Source organism: Mycobacterium shimoidei (assembly GCF_900417275.1).
GTDB classification, from domain to species: Bacteria; Actinomycetota; Actinomycetes; order Mycobacteriales; family Mycobacteriaceae; genus Mycobacterium; species Mycobacterium shimoidei.
The window spans coordinates 3,311,291-3,323,434 of record NZ_UEGW01000001.1; the positions used below are offsets into that span (position 1 = coordinate 3,311,291).

Annotated in this window: 10 protein-coding genes; all 10 read left to right on the forward strand. The window is 60.0% G+C overall.

Annotated features, from left to right (window positions below):
* The first annotated feature begins 32 nt into the window (after positions 1 to 32).
* The 10 genes from MSP7336_RS15985 to MSP7336_RS16030 all read left to right on the forward strand — a co-directional run bounded on the left by MSP7336_RS15985 (position 33) and on the right by MSP7336_RS16030 (position 12,051).
* Complete coding sequence (locus tag MSP7336_RS15985) at positions 33 to 1,550, forward strand: flavin-containing monooxygenase (protein ID WP_011560579.1); 1,518 nt, start codon at positions 33 to 35, stop codon at positions 1,548 to 1,550.
* Positions 1,547 to 2,512, forward strand: coding sequence for an alpha/beta hydrolase (locus tag MSP7336_RS15990; RefSeq protein ID WP_012296509.1), 966 nt, complete (start codon positions 1,547 to 1,549; stop codon positions 2,510 to 2,512). The genes MSP7336_RS15985 and MSP7336_RS15990 overlap by 4 nt, the downstream gene beginning before the upstream one ends.
* A 76-nt stretch (positions 2,513 to 2,588) precedes the next feature.
* Positions 2,589 to 4,151: a flavin-containing monooxygenase gene (locus MSP7336_RS15995; protein WP_083080101.1), complete on the forward strand. Its 1,563-nt coding sequence runs from the start codon at positions 2,589 to 2,591 to the stop codon at positions 4,149 to 4,151.
* 100 nt (positions 4,152 to 4,251) lie between these two features.
* The gene (locus MSP7336_RS16000; RefSeq protein ID WP_083080103.1) at positions 4,252 to 5,709 is read left to right on the forward strand and encodes a cytochrome P450; all 1,458 of its coding nucleotides are present in this window, start codon (positions 4,252 to 4,254) and stop codon (positions 5,707 to 5,709) included.
* Positions 5,706 to 6,359 (forward strand): transglutaminase-like domain-containing protein, encoded by a 654-nt coding sequence (locus tag MSP7336_RS16005; protein WP_083080104.1) that lies wholly within the window; start codon positions 5,706 to 5,708, stop codon positions 6,357 to 6,359. Before MSP7336_RS16000 ends, MSP7336_RS16005 begins: the two co-directional genes overlap by 4 nt.
* 26 nt (positions 6,360 to 6,385) lie before the next feature.
* Positions 6,386 to 8,005 (forward strand): fatty acid--CoA ligase, encoded by a 1,620-nt coding sequence (locus MSP7336_RS16010; RefSeq protein ID WP_109560643.1) that lies wholly within the window; start codon positions 6,386 to 6,388, stop codon positions 8,003 to 8,005.
* A 38-nt stretch (positions 8,006 to 8,043) separates the two neighbouring features.
* Positions 8,044 to 9,189, forward strand: coding sequence for an acyl-CoA dehydrogenase family protein (locus tag MSP7336_RS16015; RefSeq protein WP_083080107.1), 1,146 nt, complete (start codon positions 8,044 to 8,046; stop codon positions 9,187 to 9,189).
* Positions 9,190 to 9,235: 46 nt separating this feature from the next.
* Positions 9,236 to 10,294 carry a BtrH N-terminal domain-containing protein gene (locus MSP7336_RS16020; RefSeq protein ID WP_083080109.1) on the forward strand — a complete coding sequence of 353 codons (1,059 nt, stop codon included), beginning with the start codon at positions 9,236 to 9,238 and terminating at the stop codon, positions 10,292 to 10,294.
* A 93-nt stretch (positions 10,295 to 10,387) separates the two neighbouring features.
* Positions 10,388 to 10,798 carry an SCP2 sterol-binding domain-containing protein gene (locus tag MSP7336_RS16025; RefSeq protein WP_083080110.1) on the forward strand — a complete coding sequence of 137 codons (411 nt, stop codon included), beginning with the start codon at positions 10,388 to 10,390 and terminating at the stop codon, positions 10,796 to 10,798.
* Positions 10,799 to 10,944: 146 nt separating this feature from the next.
* A complete protein-coding gene (locus MSP7336_RS16030; protein ID WP_083080112.1) occupies positions 10,945 to 12,051 on the forward strand; it encodes an NDMA-dependent alcohol dehydrogenase in 1,107 nt (368 codons plus the stop codon).
* Positions 12,052 to 12,144 lie beyond the last annotated feature (93 nt).

The following is a 12,144-nucleotide window of genomic DNA, read 5'->3' on the forward strand; positions in this document are numbered from 1 at the left end:
AGGGCTGACCGTCAGAACGGTGAAATACAGGAATGGATCGCAAGTCCGACCGTAATTACGAGATAATTATCATAGGAGCTGGATTTTCCGGCATCGGGTCTGGCATTAGCTTGATGAAGGCGGGATTTACCGACTTCTTGATGGTTGATGACGCCGATGGCGTAGGTGGTACGTGGCACTGGAACACCTACCCGGGTATCGCTGTCGATATACCGTCGTTCAGTTATCAATTCTCATACGAAATGCGGCCCTCTTGGTCGCGCACGTACGCCCACGGCAATGAGCTCAAAGCCTATGCCGAGCGATGTGTTGAAAAGTATCGGCTCTGGGACCATATTCGTTTCAACACAACCATTACCGAGGCTTGTTTCGACGAGAACGCAACACGGTGGCATTTGACCAGTGCCAATGGTGAGGAGTTCACGGCACGCTTCGTGATAAATTGCTCCGGCGTTCTCAGTCGGCCAAAGTGGCCTGAAATCAAGGGGGTGCGAGATTTCGCCGGCGTTACGCTCCACACGGCTAGATGGGACAATGCCAAAGATCTCAGCGGGAAGAGGGTTGCAGTAATCGGTACCGGTGCATCGGCGGTGCAACTGATACCCGAAGTCGCAAAGAAAGCAGAGAGTCTGACGGTATTTCAGCGAACTCCAATTTATTGTCTGCCGAAGCCAGACTTCCCCATACCGACGTGGGGTGGAAGGCTTCTACATTTCCTGCCGGGGGCACAATTGGCGACCCGGACCGCCAGCCAGGCGTTCGTGGAAATCACTTTCCCAATCGCCGCTCACTTTCATACGGTGATACCGTTCGCCGATGTCATGGAGAGCGCCGCAAAGCGGTACATGCGGCGTGAGGTCCATGACCCGACGACGAGAGAACAACTCATTCCGCGCTACTCGTTGGGCTGTAAACGACCCAGCTTCCACAATTCCTATCTCGCAACGTACAACCGGTCCAACGTTTCGCTCGAGACGAGCGGCATAACCCATATCGACCATGCATCCGTCCATACTCGAGACGGCAAAGCTCATCCCATTGACGTCTTGATCCTGGCCACCGGCTTCAAAGTGATGGAGTCGGGCAACATGCCAACTTACGTATTGAAGGGACGCGGCGGGCTGGAGCAGGCTACATGGTGGGACGAGCATCGACTGCAGGCCTTCGAAGGGGTGAGCGTCCCGGGATTTCCGAATCATTTCAACATCTTCGGCCCGTACGGCTACAACGGTTCCTCGTACTTCACGCTCATCGAGGCGCAGAGTCGGCACATCGTCCGGTGTCTTCGTCGCGCGCGGGCGCTGGGTGCTAACTGCGTGGAGGTCAAGAAGGAGGCGAACGACCGTTATTTCGCCGAAGTGCTAAGGCGGCGTCACAGACAGGTTTTCTGGCAGCCGAGCTGTTCCAATGCCAACAGCTACTACTTCGACAGGCACGGTGACGTTCCACTCCGTCCATCAACGACTCTGGAGACCTATTGGCGGAGCCGCACCTTTCGCCTCTCGGACTACCGATTCGAGAATCGGCCCGAAGAGGTGTGTCCCCGGTGACCAGAATGGATGCCCCTGACTGGCAGCCCAGTCTTGCCAGTCATCTCGTCGCGATGTCCTCGCGAACCACGCTGCGGCCACTGGCGCAGCTGATGCCATCAAACGCCTACGGACTTGCGGTGATGGATCGCGTGCTTCGAACAGCGCTCGTAGCCTCACGGCCTCGGCGCGGCGTCACAGTGCGCAAGGTTGACACTGTATTCGCCGGAGGCCCGGTTCGTGGGGACTGGATCACCACGCCTGCCATTAATCCGCATGCCAACCCTTTGCTGTACATCCACGGCGGCGCCTATTCTATGTGCTCGCCGGAGACGCACCGCGGTCTTCTTGGTGAACTCGCCTCGGCGAGCGGGCGCCCCATCTTCGCAGTGAAGTATCGTCTTGCCCCGCGGTATCCCTATCCCGCAGCCGCGGACGATGCGCTGAATGCGTATCGCTGGCTTACCAGCGGAGGGTCCCCGGGTTCTTGTCAGCGCACCGTCGCGGTTGCCGGCGATTCAGCGGGCGGTCAGCTCACGATGGCCACGGCCTTGGGCGCACGTGCAGTTGGATTGCCGCTCCCTGATGCGATGCTGCTGATGTCTCCCGTCCTGGATCTCAGGTGCGAACTTGCCAGAGCGCGTGAAATTCGCCGCCGGGATCCTTTTGCCTCCGCTCAATCAGCGGCGCGCGCTCTTGACCTCTACGTAGGTGGCGCAGATCGCGGAGATCCGCGCCTCAGCGTGCTTGACGCGGACCTCACCTCGATGCCGCCGATCCTCATTCAGGTGGGCGGGAGAGAAATGTTGATCGATGACTCGCGCCGTCTCGCCGAGCGACTTCAATCAGCTGGATCCCACGTCGAGATCCAGGTATACCGGGGACAGATCCATGTATTCCAGGCTATGTTCCGGATTCTTCCCGAAGCCCGAGACGCGATTCATCGAGCGGGACGCTTCCTTGAAGCCTCGGAAGTCAGGTGAAAGTGTCCGAACAGGCAATGCTCCTACACCTACACCACCTCGACCGCCGCAGCGTGAAGTCAGTCGTCTCTGCCTCATGAGCAGCAACTTCGCGACGGCCTGTCGCGCGTACGATCCGTCGATCGTGATCATCGGGGCCGGCTTCGCCGGGGTTGCGATGGCCCACCGGCTGAAGAAGGACGGGTTCACGAACTTCACGATCCTGGAAAAGGCTGCAGACATCGGGGGTGTTTGGCGTGACAACACCTACCCGGGAGCGGCCTGCGACGTGCCGTCAGCGTTGTACTCGCTCTCCTACCAGCCCAATGCCCGCTGGTCACGGCGATATGCCGAGCAACCCGAGATACTCAAGTACCTCCAACAACTCGTGAAGAGTGGCGGACTGGACGCACATCTACGCACAGAGACCGAAGTTGTCGACCTGAGCTTCGATGAGCAGTTCGGGCGTTGGACCCTGGCTACGAACTCGAACGAGACAATAACCTGCGATGTCGTCGTCTCGGCCGTGGGTCAGCTCTCCTTGCCCTACATACCCGATATTGCCGACGCAGACTCCTTCCAGGGGCCGCGCTTTCATTCGGCACGTTGGGACCGATCGGTGTCGCTTCGCGGCAAGCGAGTCGCCGTCATCGGCACAGGAGCAAGTGCCATCCAATTCGTGCCACACATCGCCCAGGAGGCGGAGCATGTCACGCTGTACCAGCGTACGGCTCCGTGGATTCTCCCGAAATGGGACAGCACATATCGAGGCCGTCACCACAGGGTGAGCGAATTATTGCCGATGGCGCTGCGCCTCGAGCGTTTCGCGGTATGGCTAATTTTCGAGTTGCTCGCTGTGACGCTAGTCGACGCGAAGCCCCTCTCACGCGTCCTCGGTGCGATCGCGCGCCACCACCTACATCGGCAGGTCGCCAGCCGCTCTCTGCGCGAGCAATTAACGCCTTCCGACGCGCCAGGGTGCAAGCGAGTGCTGTTCTCGAATGACTACTATCCAGCAATCGCGAGTGATCGCGTGTCGTTGGTGCCGAACGCGATTGCAAAACTCTGCGACAAGGGTGTCACGACCGAGGACGGCGAATTTCGTCCTACAGATGTCGTGATCTACGGAACCGGGTTTCGCGCCACCGATTTCCTCGCCCCAATGTCCGTGCGCGGCTCCCACGGAGTCTCCTTGGCCGAGGTGTGGAAGACCCAGGCACACGCATATCTGGGCATCACTGTCCCCATGTTCCCGAACCTGTTCCTGCTTTATGGTCCCAACACGAATGTGGGCTCGGGGTCGATCCTCTACATGATCGAGTCACAAGTTCGTCACATCGCAACGCTCATCAAGGTCGTGGCTGCCCATCCAGGTCATGCGATCGATGTGAAGTCAGAGATTGCGCAGCGTTACAACACGCGCTTGAAACGGCGACTAGGGAGGTCGGTGTGGGCGCTCTGTGCGAGCTGGTATCGGACCTCGAGTGGGGAAATCCCGACGAACTGGCCGGGCCCTACCTTCATCTACCGACTCCTCACCCGTAATCCGCGAAGCAGCGATTACGTCTTGAGAAAGGTTGGGCCCCTAGCGGTAAAAAGCAGCTCCGAATGGAAGCTGTTGCGTCGCCGGGACGATCAGGGGTCCGAGGCGCTCACTTAACCACTTAGACCAATATTGTCCAGATATTGACATCAATCGCACATTTGTAAAGACTAGTGGCGACGCCGTCAGAGCGGCCAAGCGTCCAGGAGGAGGAACCATGACGAATCATCTTCTCGCGCCTGCACGCCACGTGAAGGAGCGGTTGTCCTCTGTGATCATGGTCCCCGCGCCTGACGCCGTCGACGACAGATGGCGTCGATGGAGTCGTGGTTGGCCGGTTCGTGAACTGTCACCAGTACCCGCGGGAAGTGGGTTGAAAGCTATCCGGGGGGATGCGGGACTGCCCTTGGTGGGTCACACGCTCGACTACATCCGATTCGGCTCGGATTTCAGTCGGGAGCGTTACGACCGTCTGGGTTCGGTGTCGTGGATGGGCGCGTTCGGCCACAAGATGGTGGTCATCGCCGGCCCGGACGCTACTCGCGAGGCATTCACGAGCGAAGCGAAGGCATTCTCTCAGGACGGCTGGTCCTTCCTGATCGACGCCTTCTTCCATCGCGGTTTGATGCTCATGAGCTTCGACGAGCACCTGATGCACCGGCGCATCATGCAAGAGGCGTTTACGCGTCCCCGCCTGACCGGATATGTCGAACAGGTGACCCCACGCGTTCGCACGGCAGTGCCCGCGTGGCCGGTGGGTCCGTCGGTTCGCATCTACCCACTGCTGAAGGAACTCACCCTCGACATAGCCACTGACGTCTTCATGGGCGGCCGCGGCAAGGACGAGAGCGATGCTGTCAACAAGGCGTTCGTCGCCACGGTCCGGGCGGCGAGTTCCCTTGTGCGTGCTCCCCTTCCGGGAACCAGATTCCGCGCTGGTGTGCGAGGCCGGCGCGTCTTGGAGGACTACTTCTTCCGGCATCTGCCGGCCGCGCGAGCCGGCGAGACGAACGATCTGTTCGCTGCTTTATGTCAAGCCACCACCGAGGACGGGGAGCGGTTTTCCGACGAGGACGTGGTGAATCACATGATCTTCCTGATGATGGCGGCCCACGACACATCGACGATCACCACCACTGCGGTCGCCTATTTCCTCGCCAAGTATCCGGAGTGGCAGGAGGCAGCGGCTGCGGAAGCCGAGGCCGTCGGTGACGGGTTGCCAGACATCGAAGCCCTGGAGAAGATGACGGTTATCGACCTTGTGCTCAAGGAAGCGCTCAGACTGCTTGCACCTGTTCCGCTGGTGATGCGCAAGACGGTTCGAGATGTCGCCCTCGACGGATATCACATCCCCGCGAACACGTTGTGCGCCATAACGCCCGCCGTGAATCACTTCGATCGGAAGATCTGGAGTGATCCGGACCGGTTCGATCCCTCACGTTTTGGCGAGCCTCGGCGTGAGGACCAACACCACCGATTCGCCTGGGTACCGTTCGGTGGTGGAGCGCACAAGTGCATTGGCATGCAGTTCGGGACCCTCGAGGTCAAAGCAATCCTGCACAGGATGCTGCGTTCGTTCACCTGGACGGTTCCGCAGAACTATCACATCCGATGGGACAACACCTCGCTGCCCATTCCGGTGGACGGACTTCCGTTGGAGATGAAGCGCCGATGACCGTTGGCCACAGGCCCTACCTCGATCCCACGGAGTTCCTTGACTGGCAACACGATTCGGTGCGTGACTTCACATCATCGGCCATCCGTGGCGCCTGCGGCGACACCGAGAAGGCGATCGCCATCTTCACCGCGGTCCGTGACTCCATTTGGTACGACCCGTACACGGTGACCGACAACCCGCACGCCTATCGCGCCAGCACCGTCGCAACCGCAGAACGAGCCTACTGCATCCCGAAGGCCGTGCTCCTGACTGCGGCGTGCCGAGCGGCGGGAATCCAAGCGCGGCTGGGGTTCGCCGATGTCCGAAACCACTTCCAGACCAAGACATTGCGCGAGCGTATGGGTGGTACCGACATTTTCGTCTATCACGGTTACAGTCTCATGCTTCTCAACGGTGCGTGGGTCAAGGCGACCCCGGCGTTCAATCGGGAGTTGTGCGCACGGTTCGGTGTCTCGCCCATCGACTTCGACGGGCGTAGCGACGCGCTGCTGCACGGGTTCACCGGGGACGGCACCCAGCACATGGAATATCTCCGTGACCGGGGAGCCTACGACGATCTACCCCTAGCGGACATCGTGCAGGCTTTGAGAACGCACTACGGAACATTCATCGACCAGCCGAACAGCCGTCCCGACCTCTTCGCCTGAAAGGGCCCTGCACCATGCAAAGCACCATGCAAAATGTTCCCCTCACGGTGTCGGCGATTGTTCAGCATGCGGCAGCCATACACGGTGACAGCGAGGTCATCACTCCGACCGGAGATGGGTATCGGAGAACGCCCTACCGTAGTCTGCTGGCGCGAGTGGCTCGCCTTGCTAATGCGCTGCGCAGCCTTGGCATCACGGCAGACCAACGCGTGGCCACCTTCCAGTGGAGCAACCAAGAGCATCTGGAGGCCTACTGTGCGATTCCCTCCATGGGAGCGGTCCTGCACACGCTCAACATTCGTTTGGCTCGGGAGCAACTCGCGTACATCGCCAACCACGCGTGCGATCAGATCGTCCTCGTCGACGCTTCGGTCGCCCCGTTGTTGGCGCCCGCGCTCCCAGCGATGGCGTCGGTGCACACCGTCATCGTTACCGGAGACGGCGACCTCGCCCCGTTACAGGGATGCGGGAAGACCGTTCTGCGTTACGAGGAAGTGCTTGCCGGTCAGGAAGAGTCATTTGACTGGCCTGAGCTCGACGAGCGGTCGGCCGCGGCCATGTGTTACACGAGCGGCACCACTGGAGATCCCAAGGGCGTCGTCTACAGCCACCGTTCGACGTACCTTCACTCCCTGGCCGCCTGCACAGCTAACGCGTTGTCAGTCAGCGAGGCCGACAGTGTGCTGGCCATCGTCCCGATGTTTCACGCCAATGCCTGGGGGCTTATCTACGCCGCGTTGATGTCCGGCGCGGATTTGGTGCTTCCCGACCGGTTTCTCCAGGCCGAGCCGTTGGTGTCGATCATCGAAGACACCAGGCCGACCGTCGCCGGTGCAGTGCCGACGATCTGGAACGATGTCGACCGATATCTGGATTCGCACCCTGGGCGGGACATTTCTTCGCTACGGCTGGTGGCGTGCGGGGGATCTGCTGTTCCGCTTTCCTTGATGCGGGCGTTCGAAGAGAAGTACAACGTGCCCATTGTGCAGGCATGGGGGATGACCGAAACCTCTCCGCTGGCGACCGTTGCACGTCCGGCTCGCGGAGCCGACACGACGCGACGATGGGAGATGCGCGCATCCCAGGGCCGGCCGATCTGCGGTGTCGAAATCCGGTTGCGGGACGACGACGGGAAACCCGTGCCGTGGGACGGTCGGTCAGTTGGGGAAATTCAGGCGCGCGGCCCTTGGATTACCGGTTCTTATTTCGGAGACAACGATACGGAGAAGTTCGACGACGGATGGTTGCGTACCGGTGATGTGGGCAGGATCGACGCCGAGGGCTATCTGACCCTGACCGACCGCTCGAAAGACGTCATCAAGTCAGGTGGCGAATGGATCTCCTCGGTGGAGCTGGAGAACGCGCTGATCGGGCACCCTGCCGTGTACGAAGCGGCGGTGGTCGGCGTCGCGGACGATAGGTGGCAGGAACGGCCGTTGGCGCTTGTCGTCGTCCACCCAGGAACCGACGTTGACATTGACCAACTCCGATCGTTCCTTTCGGGCAAAGTCGCCAAATGGTGGGTTCCTGAGCGATGGAGCTTCGTGTCCGATATTCCGCGGACGAGCGTCGGAAAGTACGACAAAAAGGCCATCCGTGCGCGCCACTCTGCCGGCGAATACCTCATCAAAATCGAAACGTCATAACGTCGAATCCCTGGAATTGCAACAGTCGGAAGGTAATCATGTCGTCCCCAATCTCTCCCTGGATGAATGCAGAATTACTCGAGCTTCGTGATCTCGCTTCGAAGTTCTTCTCGGCCGAATTGGCGCCGCATGCGCAACGCTTTGCCGACCAGCACCACGTCGACCGAGAACTGTGGAACCGAGCGGGCGAGCTGGGATTGCTCTGCATGTCCGTACCCGAGGAATACGGCGGAGGGGGCGGAACTTTCGCGCACGAAGCGGTCGTGCTCGAAGAGCAGGCCCGCATCGGTGACAGCTCATGGGGTGCGGGACTGCACAGCGGAATCGTCGCCCACTATATCCTGCATTACGCGACTGAAGAGCTGCGCGCGCAGTGGCTTCCCAAGATGGCGTCCGGTGAAATGATCGGGGCGATAGCCATGACGGAACCGGGGACTGGGTCCGATCTGCAGAGCGTCAAGACAAAAGCCATCCTGGACGGTGACGAGTACGTAGTCACCGGCTCCAAGACTTTCATCACCAACGGCCAACAGGCCGACCTCATCATCGTTGTTGCCAAGACAGATCCGAGCCAGGGCGCTGCGGGCATCTCTTTGATCGCTGTCGAGGCTGACCGGCCCGGATTCCGGCGGGGCAAGGTTCTCGACAAGATCGGCCAACGCGGCCAGGACACCTCCGAATTGTTCTTCGATGACGTGAGAGTTCCGCGCTCGCATCTACTGGGCCAGGCTGAGGGACAGGGCTTCATTCAGCTGATGACGCAGCTGCCACAAGAGCGACTCATCGTCGCGGTGGGAGCTGTCGCATCGATGGAACTCGCCCTGGATCAAACGCTCAAATACACCCGCGAACGGGAGGCGTTTGGTCGGCCCGTCTTCGGCTTCCAGAACACCAAATTCACCTTGGCGGAAGCTGCGACTGAAACGCGCATCGCGCGAGTATTCCTCGACTACTGCATCGACCTGCACCTTGCGGGTCAACTCGACGTGCAGACCGTCGCCATGGCGAAGTGGTGGACCACGGAGCGAGCGATGAAGGTACTCGATGACTGTATGCAGCTTCACGGCGGATATGGCTACATGACCGAGTACCCCATCTCCAGATTGTGGGTGGATCAACGCGTGCAGAAAATTTATGCCGGCACGAACGAGGTGATGAAGGAAATCATCTCGCGTTCCCTATGACTCAGATAAGTTGCCGCCTGCACGTTAGTCACTTGGAGGAGGATTGATGGCATCGATAGTGGTGCCGTATCGCCACGACACGGCGGGACATTGCGGATCGGGTGCTCTTCGGGATTTGACCGAATGGGCGGGGGTCCGTTGGGGTGGCCACACCCCGGACGAAGGTATCGTGTTTGCGCTCGGCGGGGCCCTCGACTTCTCGTATGTTCGCTCGGCACACCTAAATCCACCGATCTACCTCGTTGGACGCAGCGCGGACCTCGAAGACGAATACTTGACCCGGTTGGGTGCGCGCTTCGAGTGCCGTTCGACAGACGACCCCGATCTCGGTTGGAAATGGGTGACCGAACAGATCGATGCCGGTACCCCGGTCATGGTGTGGACTGACATCGCCGAATTGCCCTATCTGAGAACGCGTCTGAGTATGAGCCGACACGATGTCGTGATCGTTGGGTACGACGACGACGAGGAACTCGCGTTCGTAGTCGATAACGATCGCGATGTAACTCAAGCCGTGCCTTATGAGAATTTACGAAAGGCACGCGCATCGACGGGATTTCCCGTCCCCACGCGGCACACCACCTACGTGGTCGAGTGGCCCAGCGCGGCACCAGATCTCGGCAATGCTGCCCGGTCGGCCTTCCGTAGGTCTGCGGACGCGATGCAGGGTTCGTTTGTGAGCGCGCCGATTACCGAGGGCTCCGATTGTGAATCTCAGGCGCGTGGATTATCAGGTGTGTCGACGTTTGTGAAGGACCTCGAGCGGTGGCCGGAGATCTTTGACGACGACACCCTCGACGGTGCCTTGTTTGCGCTGAGCGCCTTCATCGAAAAGGCCGGAACCGGAGGCGGTCTTTTCCGAGATCTGCAGGCACGCGGATGTCGGCGCGTCGCTGAAGAGTTGGGTTTCGAACCTGCGTTCCGAGCAGCGGAGGCTGCGAAGACCGCATCTAAGCTGTGGACCGCTGTCGCGCGAACCGCTTACGAACGCGGTGCAGATCCGCGCCGGCGAGCGAGTGGCGCGGCCTGTCTCGCTGCGCAGTTGCCGCAAGCCGAACGTCGACTCGCGCAGGCGCTGAGGGAGGCAGGAAATCTACTCCTATGAATGCAGGTTACCTGCGGTGGAAATCAAACTGGGTGCGACCCAACGGAATTTTTTTGAGTGCTTGGACTGCGTCAACCAGAATGGAGATTCACGATGGCTGTCTTCGCTGATGCGGAAGAGGTTTACCGCTACCTCGCCGGAATCTTTCGACGAGGGTTGGAGAACGAAGACCTTGCGAACAGACTTGCCGGGTCCGGGGTGGTGTTGCGGATTCATTACACCGATCCAGATGCGGTAGTAACCGTGGATATGCCGAAGAGGGTGATAGAAACCGGCGCGGACAGTGGCGTTACACCGAATGTCGAATTGTTCATGTCCGCGGATACCGGAAATAGGTTCTGGTTGGGGAAGGTGAACTTGACCATGGCGATGGCCAAGGGAACGGTACGAGCGAAAGGTCCTGTCACGAAACTGATCAAGCTAATTCCGCAGGCGAAAAACCTTTTTCCAGAATATCGGGCAATCCTCGAAGCCGACAAGCGTCACGACCTGCTCGATGTGTGATGCCAGTCCGGTACGAGCCCGGGTGCGGGCGAGTGGTCGCCGCGGCCTACGGCGACATGTCGGGAGACATTCAGGACGAGTTCTTGTGACCGTGCGCAGTCGGGATTACTACTTCAGAAGCGTCATTAGATAGAAGGGACTTCAGCATGAAGACACGTGCCGCTGTTTTGTGGGGCTTGGAGCAGAAGTGGGAGGTCGAAGAAGTCGAGTTGGATCCGCCAGGTCCCGGGGAGGTCCTCGTGCGGCTGGCGGCCACCGGCTTGTGTCATTCCGACGAACATCTGGTCACCGGCGACCTCCCGATCCCATTGCCGGTAGTAGGGGGCCATGAGGGTGCTGGCACAGTCGCGGAGTGCGGCGAAGGGGTTGAGGATCTGTCCGAAGGTGATCCTGTCATCTTGACCTTCCTCCCCTCGTGTGGGCGCTGCTCCTACTGCGCGCGCGGCATGGGCAATCTTTGTGATCTGGGAGCGGCGCTGATGATGGGACCGCAGGTCGACGGCACCTATCGCTTTCACGCACGAGGCGAGGACGTCGGGCAGATGTGTTTGCTCGGAACGTTTTCCGAGTACACAGTGGTGCCGCAGGCATCCGTGGTCAAGATTGACGGCGGAATCCCTCTGGATCGGGCAGCGTTGATCGGTTGCGGCGTCACGACCGGCTACGGATCTGCGGTGCGGACTGGGGAGGTGCGCGCCGGGGACACCGTCGTGGTAGTGGGAGCAGGCGGAATCGGAATGAATGCGATTCAGGGCGCGCGAATCGCGGGGGCGCTGGCAATTGTGGCGGTCGATCCGGTGGAGTTCAAACGAGAGCAAGCGAGCGGGTTCGGCGCGACGCATACCGCCGCCTCGATGGATGAAGCTTGGTCGCTAGTCAGCGATATGACGCTGGGCAAGCTGGCCGATGTCTGCATCCTCACCACTGATGTGGCTGAGGCCTCTTATACCGCCGAAGCGCTGGCCTTGGTCGGAAAGCGCGGACGCGTCGTGGTTACGGCCATCGGGCATCCCGACGAGTCGTCGATCTCAGGGTCACTGCTGGAGATGACGCTTTACGAAAAGCAGATTCGTGGCGCCTTATATGGCTCATCTAATGCGCCACACGATATTCCGCGGCTGGTCGAGCTTTACTCGGCCGGGCGGTTGAAGCTCGACGAGTTGGTCACCCGCGAATACTCCCTCGACCAAATCAATGAGGGCTACCAGGATATGCGTTCAGGAAAAAACATCCGAGGGCTCGTCCGGTTCTGAAGAGAACCATGCTTCACTTCTCATGTTCACGTCCTTGCGCCGCTGCAGATTACACGCCGCCGGACCGCTTAGGCTGCTGCGCGTCGCGTCCTC

Bases quoted from the DNA above. Each gene is read 5' to 3' on its own strand.
- MSP7336_RS15985 (WP_011560579.1), top strand. From the start codon at position 33: ATGGATCGCAAGTCCGACCGTAATTACGAGATAATTATCATAGGAGCT.
- MSP7336_RS15995 (WP_083080101.1), top strand. From the start codon at position 2,589: ATGAGCAGCAACTTCGCGACGGCCTGTCGCGCGTACGATCCGTCGATC.
- MSP7336_RS16010 (WP_109560643.1), top strand. From the start codon at position 6,386: ATGCAAAATGTTCCCCTCACGGTGTCGGCGATTGTTCAGCATGCGGCA.
- MSP7336_RS16015 (WP_083080107.1), top strand. From the start codon at position 8,044: ATGTCGTCCCCAATCTCTCCCTGGATGAATGCAGAATTACTCGAGCTT.
- MSP7336_RS16020 (WP_083080109.1), top strand. From the start codon at position 9,236: ATGGCATCGATAGTGGTGCCGTATCGCCACGACACGGCGGGACATTGC.
- MSP7336_RS16025 (WP_083080110.1), top strand. From the start codon at position 10,388: ATGGCTGTCTTCGCTGATGCGGAAGAGGTTTACCGCTACCTCGCCGGA.
- MSP7336_RS16005 (WP_083080104.1), top strand. From the start codon at position 5,706: ATGACCGTTGGCCACAGGCCCTACCTCGATCCCACGGAGTTCCTTGAC.
- MSP7336_RS16030 (WP_083080112.1), top strand. From the start codon at position 10,945: ATGAAGACACGTGCCGCTGTTTTGTGGGGCTTGGAGCAGAAGTGGGAG.
- MSP7336_RS16000 (WP_083080103.1), top strand. From the start codon at position 4,252: ATGACGAATCATCTTCTCGCGCCTGCACGCCACGTGAAGGAGCGGTTG.